Consider the following 14,846-nt stretch of genomic DNA (forward strand, 5'->3'; position numbering starts at 1 on the left):
ATTCTCAGGCATGGGCCTCCTCGGCGGCCATGTCCGGGTCGGCCGGGGTCTCGGCCGGCCGGGGTGTACCGGGCAGGAAGGCGGCCGCGAGCAGTGCGGCGACGAGGGCCGCGATGCCGCAGACCAGCAGGACGACGCCCATGCCGTGGACGTACGAGGCGTTGGCGGAGGCGAGCAGGTCGGTGGAGCCGGTGCGCTCGGCGACCTGGTGGGCGGCGACCACGGACTCCCCGGCGGTGTCGGCGGCCCGTGCGGACAGCCCGGTGACGTCGAGGCGGTCCCGAAAGGCGCCGGCGAGCAGGCTGCCGAGCAGGGCGATGCCGATCGCGCCGCCGACCTGGCGCATGGTCATCAGGAGTCCGGAGCCGCTGCCGGCGCGGTCGCGGGGCAGGGCGCCGAGGGCGCCGTTCATGGCGGGGATGAGGGAGAGGCCGAAGCCGAAGCCGGTGAGGGAGAGCCACAGGGCGACGAAGCCGTAGCCGGATGCCACGGTCGTACGGCTGCCGAGGAGGCCGGCGAAGGCCAGTACCACCAGGCCGGCGCTGACCGTGGCGCGGGCGCCGAAGCGGGCGACGACCTTCGGGGCGAGGCGGGAGGCGACGAGGAGTCCGCCCATCATCGGCAGCAGGCGGACGCCGGTGCCGAGGGCGTCGTGGCCGAGGACGGCCTGGAGGAAGGGCGGCAGCACGAACAGCAGGCCGGTCAGGATGAAGTTGACGAGGGTCGCGGCGATCGTGTTGAAGAGGAAGCCGCGGTGGGTGAGCAGGGTCATGTCGAGCATGGGGCGCTCGACCTGGCGTTCGCGCAGTACCAGGGCGGCGATGAGGACGAGGGCCGCCGCGAGCATGCCGAGCACCAGCGGGTCGCCCCAGCCGCGGGTGGGGGCCTCGATGATCGCGTAGACCAGGGTGCCGAGGCCGGTGACGGTGAGCGCGGTGGAGAGGGCCTCGACCCTGGGGGACGAGGGATCGCGGGTCTCGGGGAGCAGGAGGACACAGGCGGCGATGCCGAGGGCGGCCATCGGGACGTTGACCAGGAAGACCGAGCCCCACCAGAAGTGGTTGAGCAGCCAGCCGCCGATGATCGGGCCGAGCGGCAGGCCGAGTGCCGAGGCGGCGGAGACGATGCCGACGGCCTTGGTGCGCTCGTCGGGGGCGAAGAGGGTGGGCAGGACGGAGAGCGCGAGCGGGGTGACGAGGGCGCCGCCGACGCCCATGACCGCGCGTGCGGCGATCACCGTGTCGACGTCACCGGCCAGGGCGCCGATCAGTGATCCGGTGAGGAAGACGGCGAGTCCGGTGATCAGCATGCGGCGTCGTCCGAAGCGGTCGCCGAGCAGGCCGGCGGGGAGCATCAGGGCCGCGAAGACGACGACGTAGGCGTCCGCCATCCACTGCTGTGCGCCGGTACCGGCGTCGAGGTCGGCGGCCATGGTCGGCAGCGCCACGTTGAGGATCGTCAGGTCAAAGCCGAGCGTCAGCATGCTCGCGACGAGGGCGGCCAGGGCCCACCAGCGACGGGGGTCCGGAGTGATGGTTTCCATAAAATGAGAGTAACTCTCAAAAGCTTTGAACTGTCAATCGACTCCGGCATGCAAAAAGGGCCACGGCTCGGAAGCCGTGGCCCTGTCGGGTCGGGATGCCGGTCTACGTGTGCTGGTAGGCCACCAGTGAGATGCCGATGTAGTGGACGACGAACGCCGCCACGGTGAGGGAGTGGAACACCTCGTGGAAGCCGAACCAGCGCGGTGAGGGGTTCGGTCGCTTGATGCCGTAGATCACTCCGCCCGCGCTGTAGAGCAGGCCGCCGATGACGACCAGGACCAGGACCGCGACACCGCCGGCGCGCATGAAGTCGGGCAGGAAGAAGACGGCGGCCCAGCCCATCGCGATGTAGCACGGGGTGTAGAGCCAGCGTGGGGCGCCGACCCAGAAGACCCGGAAGAGGATGCCGGCCAGTGCTGCGGCCCAGATCCCCCACAGCAGCCACCGCCCCTTGCTGCCGGGCAGGAGCAGCATGGTGAGCGGGGTGTAGGTGCCCGCGATGATCAGGAAGATGTTGGCGTGATCCAGTCGGCGCAGGACGCCGTCCATGCGGGGGCTCCAGGTGCCCCGGTGGTACAGGGCGCTGATGCCGAACAGCAGGCAGGCGGTCAGGGCGTAGATACCGCAGGCGATCCGGCCTCTGGTGGAGTCGGCGAGGGCGGTGAGCACCAGTCCCGAGATCAGTGCGGCCGGGAACATGCCGAGGTGCAGCCAGCCGCGCAGCTTCGGCTTGATCGGCTCGGCGAGCTGCTGGGCGTGCTGCTTGATCTGGTGGGGCAGGGAGAGCGCTTCGGCGTCGGGGGCGGGCGGCGTCATGCCCGGCATCGTACCTACGGGCCCGTAAGTTACGCATGAGTACAACGGGCGGACCGGCCGAGAGTGGCCATCCTCTCACGGGAGTTGATCAGTAAAGAAACGGTCGGCTGAACGCTACGTGCACGCAAATAAACGCGCTGTGCACCGAGAAAGCGTGGCGATCCTCACTCCGCTCACCTGTGATGCCCTCTGGACAGATGGGCGCTTCAGTCGGATGATCAAATGAGTGCGGTCGGCACCGGATGAGCGCCAGGGTCACCACCGAAAGGCGCGAGAAGCATCCGGGTCGCAGCCCCCACGGGGCCTCCAAACAAAAAATCCCTCATCTAGGAGCAATCGTGGCGCGCGACATCGCGGCTCCCCCCGTCATCCCCACCCAGCACAAGGAACTGATCTCGTGGGTGAACGAGATCGCCGAACTGACCCAGCCGGACAGCGTGGTCTGGTGTGACGGATCCGAAGCGGAGTACGAGCGCCTGTGCGAGGAGCTCGTCGCGAAGGGCACCTTCAAGAAGCTCGACCCCATCAAGCGCCCCAACTCCTACTACGCGGCCTCCGACCCGACCGATGTCGCGCGCGTCGAGGACCGCACCTTCATCTGCTCGGAGAAGGAGGAGGACGCGGGCCCGACGAACCACTGGAAGGCACCGGGGGAGATGCGGGACATCTTCACCGGCGACAAGGGCGTCTTCCGCGGTTCGATGAAGGGCCGGACGATGTACGTCGTCCCCTTCTGCATGGGCCCGCTCGGCTCGGACCTCTCCGCGATCGGCGTCGAGATCACCGACTCCGCCTACGTCGCGGTCTCCATGCGCACCATGACCCGCATGGGACAGCCCGTCCTCGACGAACTCGGTGACGACGGCTTCTTCGTCAAGGCCGTCCACACCCTCGGGGCGCCGCTGGAGGAGGGCCAGGAGGACGTCCCGTGGCCGTGCAACTCCACCAAGTACATCTCGCACTTCCCGGAGTCCCGCGAGATCTGGTCCTACGGCTCCGGCTACGGCGGCAACGCCCTGCTCGGCAAGAAGTGCTACGCCCTGCGCATCGCCTCCGTCATGGCCCGCGACGAGGGCTGGCTCGCCGAGCACATGCTCATCCTCAAACTCACCCCGCCGCAGGGCGAGTCCAAGTACGTCGCCGCCGCCTTCCCGAGCGCCTGCGGCAAGACCAACCTCGCCATGCTGGAGCCCACGATCTCCGGCTGGACCGTGGAGACCATCGGTGACGACATCGCCTGGATGCGGTTCGGCGAGGACGGCCGCCTCTACGCGATCAACCCCGAGGCCGGCTTCTTCGGCGTCGCGCCGGGCACCGGTGAGCACACCAACGCCAACGCGATGAAGACGCTGTGGGGCAACTCCGTCTTCACCAACGTCGCCCTCACCGACGACAACGACATCTGGTGGGAGGGCATGACGGAGGAGACCCCGGCCCACCTCACCGACTGGAAGGGCAACGACTGGACGCCCTCCTCGGACGCCCCGGCCGCCCACCCCAACGCCCGCTTCACCGTGCCCGCCTCGCAGTGCCCGATCATCGCGCCCGAGTGGGAGGACCCCAAGGGCGTGCCGATCTCGGCGATCCTCTTCGGCGGCCGGCGCGCCTCCGCGGTGCCGCTGGTGACCGAGTCCTTCGACTGGAACCACGGCGTCTTCCTCGGCGCCAACGTGGCCTCCGAGAAGACCGCCGCCGCCGAGGGCAAGGTCGGCGAGCTGCGCCGCGACCCCTTCGCCATGCTGCCGTTCTGCGGCTACAACATGGGCGACTACATGGGGCACTGGGTCGACGTGGCCAAGGACAAGGACCAGTCGAAGCTGCCGAAGATTTACTACGTCAACTGGTTCCGCAAGAACGACGAGGGCAAGTTCGTCTGGCCCGGGTTCGGCGAGAACAGCCGCGTCCTGAAGTGGATCGTGGAGCGCCTCGAAGGCAGGGCCGAGGGCGTCGAGACGCCGATCGGCATCCTGCCGGCCAAGGGCTCCCTCGACACCAAGGGCCTCGAACTGGCCGACTCCGACCTGGAGTTCCTGCTCACGGTCGACAAGGAGGTGTGGCGGGAGGAGGCCTCCCTGATTCCCGACCACCTGAACACCTTCGGCGACCACACCCCGAAGGAGCTGTGGGACGAGTACCGGGCGCTGGTGCAGCGCCTGGGCTGACGTCCCCCGAAGACGCCGCGGCCGGCTCCGATCGTGCCCTGACCAGCAGTATCGTCACGGCCGGCCGCGGTTTCAGTACGGCGGGGCCGCACACAACGGCGTGTGTGGCTGTGGGCCCGCCCTCACCTTTCCCGTCCGCCCCGACGGAAAGCCGGTGAGGGCGGGCCCTCGCCGGTCTCCGCGCCGGCAGGCCCTAACGGTCCGAGCGTTCCTCCAGGTACCGGGTGTGGGTCTCCTGCCTCCTGGCCTCCGTGTCCCGCAGGGCCGCCGCCAGGTGCTCCGCGTCCTTCTTCATCAGACCCAGCTGCTGTTCCAGATGGAGCTCCGGGGACTGGGTGCCCGGCGTCATCCTCGTCCACCAGCGGGTCCGGGCGAAGCTGTCCACCGCCTCCGGGAGGTCCCGGCGCACGATCCGGGACAGCGCGTGGACGCCCTCCGGGTCGTGGGCCAGGAGCTGGGCGGACCAGGTGCGGTCCAGCAGCGCGGACAGCAGCTCCGTCAGCTCACGCAGCCGGGCCGCCGCCGTCACCGACAGCTCGATGTCCGTCAGAAAGGCCCGCAGCTTCTCGAAGTCGGCGCGCACCTCGTCCAGTTGGGCCGACGAGGCCGGGAAGTCGGGCGGTGCGACCCGCTCCGGCGGGGCGATCAGCGCACCCGCGCCGTAGAGCCCGGCCACGACCACGGGCCAGTACGGTCCCGCCACCCCCGCGAAGGTCAGCGCCAGCCCGGCCAGCCCGCACGCGCTGCCCGCCAGGTTCTTGCGGGACTCCAGATACCTACTGATAGCCACGGATCTCCTCGAAGGCGCCGTCCAGCGGGCCCTGCCGGGCGTCGAAGAGGCGGCCGCCGGTCAGGTCGGCGATGTGGGCCAGCTCGGAGCGGTCGGAGTCGCCGAAGAGGATCGGGAAGACGGCAATGTCCCGGGCCGGGCGCCCGAGCCGGGCGTAGAAGCGGTCGAAGTCCCGCGCCGTCGCCCCGGCCGTGTTCTCGCCGTCCGTCATCAGCACGATCGACGTGAACGTGTCGCGGCCGGTGCCGAGATGGTCGTACGCCTTCTCCAGCGAGGTGTAGACGGCCGTGTCGCCGTCGGCGGAGAGCGCCGAGGTGTCCTCGCGGAGGGCGGCCAGGCCGGTCCGCGGGTCCGCCGGGTCGACCACATGCGTCCGTACGCTCTTCACCCGCGAGCCGAACGGCATCAGCGTGACCTCCTCCCGCTCGCGGAAGTCCCCGGTGAGCTCGGTGAGGGCCGCCTTGAGACGGTCCAGGCGCTCACCCTCCATCGAGCCCGAGGTGTCCAGGACGTACACGGTCCTCGACGGGCGGCGCAGCTCGTTCTCGTAGGAGTCGAGCAGGCCGTCGGCGACGGAACGGCTGCCCGGGAAGGGGAGTTCGCGGCGGCGGGCGGTGTCCAGGCCGCTCGCCGGGGCGACCGAGGCCACCACCGGGCGGCGGTGGGTGCGCTCGGTGATCAGCCGCTGGATCCGCTCGCTGCGCAGGTCCTCCGTCACCCGGCGCACGTCCTCACGGGTCCGCGCGCTCGTGGACCGCAGCGAGGTGAGCGGGTAGTCGGCGGTGATCACGCCGTCGCGGGGGCGGATCACGGTCAGGCCCGGGACGCCCTTGAGGACGGACTCGTAGTTGAGCAGCGCGTCGACGTCACCGCGCCGGTCGTAGGCGGCGGCCAGCCAGCCCGAGGAACCCGAGGTCAGCTTCTGGCCCGTGAAGAACTCCTTCAGCCGGGGCCGGGCCTCGGTGACGTCCGCGTCGGTGAGCGCCGACTGGGCGCCGGAGAGCGCGGAGGCGACCGACACCAGCGTGGCGAAACCGGAGTTGGAGCGGGCCGGGTCGGTCATCCCGTACGTCAGTCTCCCGTCCCGGACGGCCTGTTCTACCTGGGACCAGGTGACGTCGGCGGGCTTCCAGCCGAGGGCCCGCACCTTCGCGGACCGCACGCCGATCGCGACCGGGCTCGACATGACGGACGTCTCGGAGACGACCTTCCTCGCCGCGTCGGGGTGCAGCCGGAGATAGTCGTTGGAGGACAGCCACACGGCGTCGTACCGGCCGTCGGTGCCCCCCTTCGCCAGCATGTCCACGGCGTCCAGCGTGCCGATGGGGTTCAGCTTCACCTTGACGCCGGTGTCCTTCTCGACCTGGGCGAGGACCTGACCCATGTCCCCGAGCTCGCTGGAGGACAGGACGCGGAGGGTGCCGGGCTCGGCGGGGCCGGGGACCCCGGGCGTCGCGACACCGCCGGTGCCGTCGTCGTGGGGCGTGCAGGCGGTGAGCAGACCGAGCGCCGCCAGGCAGCCGGCGGCCAGGGCGCGTCGTCTCATCCGAGGCCCCCTTCCAGGGCGCCCTGCGACCGGCTGCGCTCCAGGTACCCGCTCGCGTTCTGGAGTTCGGTGGTCAGGGACTCCACGGTCGCGGCCATCACCTCGGTCGCCTGCACCTTGTACGTGTCGATCGCGTCCAGGGTCCGGTAGATCTGCTGGAAGGCGGAGCGGAGGGTCTCGGCGCCGACCGCCGGGTCGGCGGCGATGCGCTGGATCTCCCCGCTCTGGGTCGCGAGCATCTCGGCGTTGCCCCGGATCAGGTCCTCGGTCGTCCCGCGCAGGGCGTTGACCTGCTCGACGACCTTCTTCTGGTGGTCGAGCGCGGAGGCCAGCATCACGGAGATCCGCAGCGCCGACACGGTGGTCGTGGCCGCCCGGTCGACGCCCTTGATCAGCTCCTCGTTGTTGCGCCGTACGACGTCCATGGCGAGGTAGCCCTGCGCGCAGACGGCGATCTGGGTCAGCAGGTCCTGGTGCTTCTGCCGGACCGGGAAGAGCACGTCGGCACGGAGCGAGTCGGCCGCCTCGGGGTCGCCCACGGCCGAGATGTGCTGTTCGACGGCCGTGCCCAGGGCCTCGGTCAGTACCACGTACTCCTGGAGCTTGCCCATGGTCTCCCACAGCCGGACCCGCTCGGTCTGCAACGCGGCGTTGTCACGCCGCAGTTCGTCCTGACCGCCCCGAAGCGATCCGACGATCCTGTTCAACGTGCCCTGCGCGGAGGCGTACTTGGCGACGTGGTCGCGCAGCCTGGTGCCGCCGGGGAGCCGGGACAGGAACCTGCGGCCCTTGGCGGCGGGCAGGTCCCTCGGGTCCAGGTCCTCGACCACGCGCCGCAGTTCGACGAGCGATCCGGCCACCTGCGACTGGGCGTCCCCGCCCTTGTCCGGCAGGCTGCGCACGGTCCGCTCCAGCATCCGGTTGGACTGCGCGGCGGCGCTGCGCATCTCCCCGGCGCCCAGCGCGGTGATCTCACCGACCTTGCCGGCGAACTCGGGCGAACGGGCGTCGAGCACGGCCAGGGCCTCGACGTACGCGGCGGCCTTGCGGGCCGTGTCGGTACGGACCGAGTCGTCGACCGGGACGAGTCCCCCGGCCTTCTCGCGCGGCACGGCGGCCACCGGCTCGGGCGGAGTGAGCGTGAAGGTGTCGTGGTCGTTCATGGATGTCATCGCTGTGTCCCCCGTCATCCGCGCGCCCGTCGCGCCAGCTCGTGCAGCACCGCGGAGGTGGGCACGGGCGCCTGGCGGACGCCGGTCAGTTCCTGCTTGAGATACGTGGTCGCCGAGGCGAACCCGCCGGCCTCGCCCTGCGGCCGGAACCCGTGCCGCACCTCCAGCGCGCGCAACCGCGGGTCGGTGGAGAGCAGCCCGGCGAGGGCCTGGCCGTCCTCGGTCAGCGGTACGACCGTGTGGTCGCTGTTGACCGTCGTGTCCGGGTAGAGGACGACCAGGTCGTCGGGGCGCTGCCCGTCCGCGAGGAGCGAGGCGACCTGGGACTCGTAGACCAGCACGAGCGGGTTGCCGGCGCCGCTGACGAAGTCCCGGAACGCCGCGTCCGAGCTGGACTGCTGGGCGCCCTGCACGCTGACGAGCTTGTGCAGCAGGGGAGTTGTCCTGGCGACCTCGGCGCCGCTCGCGACGACCTTGCCGCCGTTCGCCACGTAGGAGGCGGCGGCGAGGTAGAGGGCGCCGGAGTTGGAGGTCTCCGGGTCGGTGCTGGAGAGGTAGAGGGTGCCGGTCAGCTCCCCGTACTTCGCCGCGCCCTTCAGCTGCTGCCAGGTGCGGTCCGCGCGGGCCGCGTCGAGGTAGGCGGCCATCTTGAGAGTGCCGCGGTGCTCGGCGTCCAGCGTGGCCAGGCCGTTGCCCGCGAGGACCCCGGCGGCGCTCTTGTGGGCCACGACGACCAGGGACGAGTAGAAGGGGCGGGGGAGGGTCCCCCGTACCCCGTGCTTCGCGGCGAGTTCGGCGGCCGGCGCCTGGCTGGAAGGAAAGGCGAGGTCGTACCCGCCCAGGTCCAGCCCCTCCATGGCCCAGGACCCGGAGGTTTCGGCCTTCACGGTCCAGCCCTTGGCGGCGAGGGCCTTCACCACGTCCGAATCCTCGAAGAACTCGGCCTTCTCCGATCCGATCACTGCCCGCACGGTCTTCGTTGCCGTGCCCTTGTCCTCACTGCTGCGACCTGCCACGACGGCTGCCACCACTCCGCCGACCAGCAGAACCGCGAGGACGATCCCTACGATTCGTCTCACACGGTGAAGACTGCTCCCGGAACGGTAAGTTCCTGGGCAACAAGAATGAACAACAGGTGTAGTACCGGTCCCGGATCAACACGGCCTGGAAGGCGGGGCGCGGGGAACTGCGCGACAAGCCACGACGATCCCGCACCCGCAAGACGACCGCACCCACCCAGGGGCGCGGGGAACTGCGCGACAAGCCACAACGCACCCGCACCCGCCGAACGACCCCACCCCCACGACGCAGGGCGCCCCGCTCAAGCGAACGCAGTGCCATGGCACCCGGTCCGCACGTCGCTGCGGATGCGCACGGACCGGGGCCGATCAGAGGAGCCGTACGGCTCAGTGCGCGGCGAGTTCGCGAGGGTCGGCCACAGGCAGGGCCAGAGCCGCGCTGTGCGCGTCCATCCGCTCCGCCGCCAGGATCGCCGCCGCCGTGTCCGCCCGCGACGCCGCCACGAGCAGCGCGCGCCCCGCCACCGCGTGAGCGCGCCGGTGCAGGTCGTCGACGCGGGGGTTCGGGGTGACCGGGGTCAGGGACGCACGGGCGGGTGCGCCTCCGCCCCGCAGCCGGCCCACCTGCTCGGCGAGCCGCTCCGCCGCCGTGTCCAAGTCGGCGGACGGTGCCAGCGCGCGCAGCTCGTCCGTGACGGCGAGCAGTGCGGCGAGATGACCCGCGAGCTGGATGTCCAGCTCCTCCTCACGGGAACGGTGAGGGAAGTCGGAGGAGGCGTCGGCCATCGTGGAGTGGACCGACTTCGTGCGGATCGGTTCGTACATGGGATGGCCTCCTGTGCAGTCAGGAAACCATCCTAGCTTAGATTCCGTCTAAAGTTGAGCGAACCAAAAAGATCGGGGGCCGGCGAGGTTTACGGCTGGCCGTACCCGTCCAGGAAGTTCCCGATCCGCCCCACCGCGTCCCGCAGGTCGCCGACCGTCGGCAGGGTCACCACCCGGAAGTGGTCCGGCTCGGGCCAGTTGAAGCCGGAGCCCTGGACGACCATGATCTTCTCCTGGCGCAGCAGGTCCAGGACCATCCGCCGGTCGTCCTTGATCTTGAAGACCTTGGGGTCGAGCCGGGGGAAGAGGTACAGCGCCCCCTTCGGCTTCACGCAGCTCACGCCGGGGATCTGCGTCAGCAGCTCGTGCGCCACGTCCCGCTGCTCGGCCAGCCGCCCGCCCGGCAGCACGAGGTCGTTGATCGACTGCCGTCCGCTGAGCGCGGCGACCACCCCGTGCTGTCCCGGCATGTTCGCGCACAGGCGCATGTTGGCCAGGACGGTCAGGCCCTCGATGTAGGAGTCGGCGTGCGCGCGGGGGCCCGAGATGGACATCCAGCCCACCCGGTACCCGGCCACCCGGTAGGCCTTCGACATGCCGTTGAAGGTGAGGGTGAGCAGATCCGGGGCGATCGAGGCCGTCGGGGTGTGCGTGGCGCCGTCGTAGAGGATCTTGTCGTAGATCTCGTCCGAGCAGACCAGCAGGTTGTGCCGGCGGGCGATGTCGGTCAGCCCCTTGAGCATGGCCTCGTCGTAGACCGCGCCCGTGGGGTTGTTGGGGTTGATGATGACGAGCGCCTTGGTGCGGTCGGTGACCTTGCGCTCCACGTCCGCGAGGTCCGGCATCCAGTCGGACTGCTCGTCGCAGCGGTAGTGGACGGCGGTGCCGCCGGAGAGCGAGACCGCGGCCGTCCACAGGGGGTAGTCGGGGGCCGGTACGAGGACCTCGTCGCCGTCGTCGAGCAGGCCCTGCATGGCCATCACGATCAGCTCGGAGACGCCGTTGCCGATGAAGACGTGCTCGACGTCGGTCTCGATGCCGATGGTCTGGTTGTGCATGACCACCGCCCGGCGTGCGGCCAGCAGTCCCTTGGCATCGCCGTAGCCGTGGGCCGTCGAGACGTTGCGGAGGACGTCCTCCAGGATCTCGGGCGGCGCCTCGAAGCCGAAGGCGGCGGGGTTGCCCGTGTTCAGCTTGAGGATGCGGTGCCCGGCCGCTTCCAGGCGCATCGCCTCCTCGAGAACCGGGCCCCGGATCTCGTAACAGACATTGGCGAGCTTGGTCGACTGGATCACCTGCATGTCTGGGAGCTTACGGCCCGGTAACGCTCATCGGCTCGTGTTTTCCGCCACGTGAGACGCGTCGGTTTGGGCTGTTATCGCCGGTAGCTGTCCCAGCCGCCTCATCCGTCCCTACAATTCAACGCCATGTCGAGGCCAGTCGAATACGAGTCCGGGGCGCCGAAGGTCTATCAGCCGCAGCCCGCGGTGACCCCGGCGTACGAGGAGTACCCGGACCCGGCGGCCGCGCACGGCTGGCAGACCGCGTACGACGCCACGGCCGAACTCCCCGCCATCGAGCCCGCCGGACCGGAGCCCACCGGACCGGAGCCCGCCGGACCGGAGCCCGCCGCCCCGGTGCCGAGCGGTCCGGATTCCGCCGGACGGGCGGCCCGTCGGCGAGCCGCGCGCCGCCGGGGCGGTCGGCCCTCGCGCCGGGTGGTCGTGGCCGCCGGTGCCGTCGGGGCGGCGGCGCTGATCGCGGGACTGTCGCTGTCCGGCTCCTCCTCGGAGTCCGGGCGCGACCCCGGCAGCGGTGCGGCCTCGGCCACCGCGGGCACGGACGGCGTCACGGACCCGGCCTCCTCCACCCGCCCGGCGGCCCCGGGTGCCACGGCCTCCGACGAGCCGGCGGCCGGCCCGTCCGGCGCGTCGGGCGCGAGCACCTCCGCGGACGCTTCCGGCGGGGCGCGCACGAGCGGCAGCCCGTCGGTCCAGGACTCCTCCGCCACCTCGGCCGGTCCGTCGGCGAGCGAGACCACGGCCGCCGGCGGCGGGCCGGGCAACTCCGACGGCAAAGGGCGCGGACAGGGCGGCACGAAGAGGCCCAAGTAGCCCTCCGGCTGGGTAAGTTGACCTCGCGGGACGAGGGGCGGGGGTTCTCGCCGTCCCGAATGTGGAGGTGTCGCCCGTCGAGAGGCGCGGGCTCGGCACAACTTCTTGCCCCAGCGACCACCCTTCTTCACAATGTCCATGACAAACTCACGGGCGGCCGGAAGATTTCCGGTCGCCCAAGTCGCAAGAGGGGACCCCCACATGAGAAAGCCTCTCGTCGCCGCGCTCAGCGCCCTGGCAATAGCCGGGGCGGTCGCGGCACCCGCGGTCGCCGCCGAACCCGCCGCCTCCGGCGTCGGCAAGAGCATCGACACCGACACCCCCGTCTCCACGGTCCACGACGTGGTCACGTCCGCCACCGCGGCCCTGTCCCAGGTCACGGCACCGTCGCAGGGCCTCAAGGCCGTGACGCTCGCCGGGACCGTCTCGCTCAGCAACTGCTCGGGCTCGGTCATCCGGTTCCCGAACTCCCTGGACACCGACCCGGCGCTGGTCCTCAGCAACGGGCACTGCCTCACCACCGGCTTCCCCGCGCCCGGCGAGGTCCTCACCAACCAGGCGTCCAGCCGCACCTTCGGGCTGCTCAACTCCTCCGGCACCCGGGTCGCCACCCTGCGCGCCAGCAAGCTCGCCTACGGCACGATGACCGACACGGACGTGTCGATCTACCAGCTCACCAGCACGTACGCGTCGATCAAGAACTCGTACGGCATCTCCGCGCTGACCGTGCAGGACACGCACCCGACCGCCGGGACCGCCATCACCGTGGCCTCCGGCTACTGGAAGCGGCTCTACAGCTGCAACATCGACGGGTTCGCGTACCGCCTCAAGGAGGGCGACTGGACCTGGAAGGACTCGGTCCGTTACACCTCCGCCTGCCAGACGATCGGCGGCACCTCGGGCTCGCCGGTGATCGACCAGGCCACCGGCAAGGTCGTCGCCGTCAACAACACCGGCAACGAGGACGGCGAGCGCTGCACGGAGAACAACCCGTGCGAGGTCGACGCGAACGGCAACGTCACCGTCCGTGAGGGCATCAACTACGCCCAGGAGATCTACAACATCCCGGCCTGCTTCACCACCGGCAACCAGCTCAACCTGAACGCGAGCACCTGCACCCTGCCCAAGCCGTAGCGCTCCGCCGGGTGCCACGAGGGGTTGTGCGGCGGGTGCGGGTCCGTTGTGGCTTGTCGCGCAGTTCCCCGCGCCCCCCAGGTGGGTGACGGGGGCGTTCCGTTACATGGGACTGTTGCGGACCGCCCTGCCCGCCAAGACGTCCGTGCGGTGGCTGTCCTCGATCACGAACCGGCCGTTCACCAGGACGTGCGGGATGCCGGTGGGCAGCCTGCGCGGGTCGGCGAAGGTCGAGCCCGGGGCCACCGTCCGCGGGTCGAAGAGGACCAGGTCCGCCCGGTAGCCCTCCTTGACCAGGCCGCGGTCCGGCAGGCGCAGCCGGGACGCCGGGCGCGAGGTGAGGTGAGCCACGCACTCCTCCAGGGACAGCACGCCCAACTCCCGCACGTACGTGCCCAGATAGCGCGGGAACGTGCCGTACGCCCGCGGATGCGGCTTGGCGCCCTGAAGGATGCCGTCGGAGCCGCCGGTGTGCACCGGGTGCCGCATGATCGCGCGGACGTTCTCCTCGTGGCCGACGTGCTGGAGGATCGACGGGGCCAGCCGGTCGGCGAGCAGGAGTCGCCGGGCCGTCGTCCAGGGGCTCTCCCCCCGCAGCCGGGCCGACTCGGCGACCGTGCGGCCGACGAAGTCCGCGAGGGCCGGGTCGCCGACGCCCGAGATCTCGACGGTGTCCCACTCGACGGGCACGCCGTGACAGCCGTCGGCGCCGGTCACCTCCAGATGGTGGCGGATCCGCTCGGCCGTGTGGTCGTCCGCCAGCCGCTCCAGCACCGCCTCCGGGCCGCCCTCGCCCGCCCAGCTCGGCAGCAGGGCCGCGAGCGTGGTGGAGCCGGGGGTGTAGGGGTAGGTGTCCAGGCTGATGTCGGCGCCCGCCGCCAGCGCCTCGTCCAGGAGGGCGAGCAGCTCCGGTGCCCGGCCCTTGTTCACCCCGAAGTTCATGGTGGCGTGGGCGAGATGGAGGGCGCAGCCGGCCTCCCGGGCCAGGGCGACCATCTCCTGGTACGCCTCCAGCGCGCCCGCCCCGTACGAGCGGTGGTGCGGGCAGTAGTAGCCGCCGTACCGGGCCACCACCCGGCACAGTGCGGTGAGTTCGGCGTCCGCGGCGTACATGCCGGGCGTGTAGGTCAGGCCCGACGACAGGCCGAGCGCGCCCTGTTCCATCCCCTCGGCCACCAACCGGCGCATGCGGTCGAGCTCCTGGGGGGTGGCCTCGCGGTCCTCCCAGCCGACGACGAGTGCGCGGACCGTGCCCTGGGGGATCAGATAGGCCGCGTTGACGGCGATCCCGCCGTCGAGGCGGTCCAGGTACTCGCCGACCGAGCGCCAGTCGAAGTCGATGTCGTCGCCGTGGCCGTTCCACCCGGTGATGGCCCGGCGGACCTCCTCCAGGGTGCGGTCGTCGACCGGGGCGTACGACAGCCCGTCCTGGCCCAGGACCTCGAGCGTGACGCCCTGCGCGGCCTTGGCGCTGTGGTCGGGGTCGCGCAGCAGGGCCAGGTCGCTGTGGGCGTGCATGTCGATGAAGCCGGGGGACAGGACGAGCCCCTCGGCGTCCAGCTCCCGGCGGGCCGTGGGCCGTTGGCAGCCGGCGTCGGCGGCCTCCTTGACGATCGACACGATCCGGCCGCCGTCCACGACCACGTCGGCGCGGTACGAGGGGGCGCCGCTGCCGTCGACGACATCCGCGTCCCTGATGACCAGCTCTTCCATCGCCGGTTCCC

At 70.9% G+C, this 14,846-nt stretch carries 12 protein-coding genes; 3 read left to right on the top strand and 9 right to left on the bottom strand.

Annotation, left to right across the window (positions count from 1 at the left end):
• Positions 1 to 4 precede the first annotated feature (4 nt).
• Entirely contained in the window at positions 5 to 1,543 is a 1,539-nt protein-coding gene (locus EHS43_RS07620; RefSeq protein WP_125189764.1) for an MFS transporter, read from the bottom strand.
• Positions 1,544 to 1,646: 103 nt separating this feature from the next.
• The gene (locus tag EHS43_RS07625) at positions 1,647 to 2,360 is read right to left on the bottom strand and encodes a hemolysin III family protein (RefSeq protein ID WP_125189765.1); all 714 of its coding nucleotides are present in this window, start codon (positions 2,358 to 2,360) and stop codon (positions 1,647 to 1,649) included.
• A gap of 338 nt (positions 2,361 to 2,698) precedes the next feature.
• Here EHS43_RS07625 and EHS43_RS07630 point away from each other — a divergent pair, with 338 nt between their 5' ends.
• Positions 2,699 to 4,522: a phosphoenolpyruvate carboxykinase (GTP) gene (locus tag EHS43_RS07630; protein WP_125189766.1), complete on the top strand. Its 1,824-nt coding sequence runs from the start codon at positions 2,699 to 2,701 to the stop codon at positions 4,520 to 4,522.
• A gap of 193 nt (positions 4,523 to 4,715) precedes the next feature.
• Here EHS43_RS07630 and EHS43_RS07635 read toward each other — a convergent pair whose 3' ends face one another.
• The 6 genes from EHS43_RS07635 to EHS43_RS07660 form a co-directional block, all read right to left on the bottom strand.
• Complete coding sequence (locus tag EHS43_RS07635; protein WP_125189767.1) at positions 4,716 to 5,312, bottom strand: hypothetical protein; 597 nt, start codon at positions 5,310 to 5,312, stop codon at positions 4,716 to 4,718.
• Positions 5,299 to 6,858 carry a substrate-binding and VWA domain-containing protein gene (locus EHS43_RS07640; RefSeq protein ID WP_125189768.1) on the bottom strand — a complete coding sequence of 520 codons (1,560 nt, stop codon included), beginning with the start codon at positions 6,856 to 6,858 and terminating at the stop codon, positions 5,299 to 5,301. The genes EHS43_RS07635 and EHS43_RS07640 overlap by 14 nt, the downstream gene beginning before the upstream one ends.
• Positions 6,855 to 8,021 carry a toxic anion resistance protein gene (locus tag EHS43_RS07645; RefSeq protein WP_125189782.1) on the bottom strand — a complete coding sequence of 389 codons (1,167 nt, stop codon included), beginning with the start codon at positions 8,019 to 8,021 and terminating at the stop codon, positions 6,855 to 6,857. The genes EHS43_RS07640 and EHS43_RS07645 overlap by 4 nt, the downstream gene beginning before the upstream one ends.
• A 23-nt stretch (positions 8,022 to 8,044) precedes the next feature.
• The gene (locus EHS43_RS07650; RefSeq protein ID WP_125189769.1) at positions 8,045 to 9,109 is read right to left on the bottom strand and encodes a substrate-binding domain-containing protein; all 1,065 of its coding nucleotides are present in this window, start codon (positions 9,107 to 9,109) and stop codon (positions 8,045 to 8,047) included.
• 327 nt (positions 9,110 to 9,436) lie between these two features.
• The gene (locus tag EHS43_RS07655; RefSeq protein ID WP_125189770.1) at positions 9,437 to 9,874 is read right to left on the bottom strand and encodes a hypothetical protein; all 438 of its coding nucleotides are present in this window, start codon (positions 9,872 to 9,874) and stop codon (positions 9,437 to 9,439) included.
• Between the two features lie 89 nt (positions 9,875 to 9,963).
• Positions 9,964 to 11,175 (bottom strand): pyridoxal phosphate-dependent aminotransferase, encoded by a 1,212-nt coding sequence (locus tag EHS43_RS07660; protein WP_125189771.1) that lies wholly within the window; start codon positions 11,173 to 11,175, stop codon positions 9,964 to 9,966.
• A 126-nt stretch (positions 11,176 to 11,301) separates the two neighbouring features.
• Here EHS43_RS07660 and EHS43_RS07665 point away from each other — a divergent pair, with 126 nt between their 5' ends.
• Positions 11,302 to 11,988 carry a hypothetical protein gene (locus tag EHS43_RS07665; RefSeq protein WP_125189772.1) on the top strand — a complete coding sequence of 229 codons (687 nt, stop codon included), beginning with the start codon at positions 11,302 to 11,304 and terminating at the stop codon, positions 11,986 to 11,988.
• A 201-nt stretch (positions 11,989 to 12,189) separates the two neighbouring features.
• Complete coding sequence (locus EHS43_RS07670) at positions 12,190 to 13,122, top strand: serine protease (protein ID WP_125189773.1); 933 nt, start codon at positions 12,190 to 12,192, stop codon at positions 13,120 to 13,122.
• A gap of 102 nt (positions 13,123 to 13,224) precedes the next feature.
• Here EHS43_RS07670 and EHS43_RS07675 read toward each other — a convergent pair whose 3' ends face one another.
• Positions 13,225 to 14,835, bottom strand: coding sequence for an amidohydrolase family protein (locus EHS43_RS07675; protein WP_125189774.1), 1,611 nt, complete (start codon positions 14,833 to 14,835; stop codon positions 13,225 to 13,227).
• Positions 14,836 to 14,846: the final 11 nt, after the last annotated feature.

This window comes from Streptomyces sp. RP5T, assembly GCF_003933965.1.
Taxonomy (GTDB): Bacteria; Actinomycetota; Actinomycetes; order Streptomycetales; family Streptomycetaceae; genus Streptomyces.

Bases quoted from the DNA above. Each gene is read 5' to 3' on its own strand.
- EHS43_RS07670 (WP_125189773.1), top strand. From the start codon at position 12,190: ATGAGAAAGCCTCTCGTCGCCGCGCTCAGCGCCCTGGCAATAGCCGGG.
- EHS43_RS07625 (WP_125189765.1), bottom strand. From the start codon at position 2,360: ATGACGCCGCCCGCCCCCGACGCCGAAGCGCTCTCCCTGCCCCACCAG.
- EHS43_RS07660 (WP_125189771.1), bottom strand. From the start codon at position 11,175: ATGCAGGTGATCCAGTCGACCAAGCTCGCCAATGTCTGTTACGAGATC.
- EHS43_RS07620 (WP_125189764.1), bottom strand. From the start codon at position 1,543: ATGGAAACCATCACTCCGGACCCCCGTCGCTGGTGGGCCCTGGCCGCC.
- EHS43_RS07640 (WP_125189768.1), bottom strand. From the start codon at position 6,858: ATGAGACGACGCGCCCTGGCCGCCGGCTGCCTGGCGGCGCTCGGTCTG.
- EHS43_RS07645 (WP_125189782.1), bottom strand. From the start codon at position 8,021: ATGAACGACCACGACACCTTCACGCTCACTCCGCCCGAGCCGGTGGCC.
- EHS43_RS07665 (WP_125189772.1), top strand. From the start codon at position 11,302: ATGTCGAGGCCAGTCGAATACGAGTCCGGGGCGCCGAAGGTCTATCAG.
- EHS43_RS07675 (WP_125189774.1), bottom strand. From the start codon at position 14,835: ATGGAAGAGCTGGTCATCAGGGACGCGGATGTCGTCGACGGCAGCGGC.
- EHS43_RS07655 (WP_125189770.1), bottom strand. From the start codon at position 9,874: ATGTACGAACCGATCCGCACGAAGTCGGTCCACTCCACGATGGCCGAC.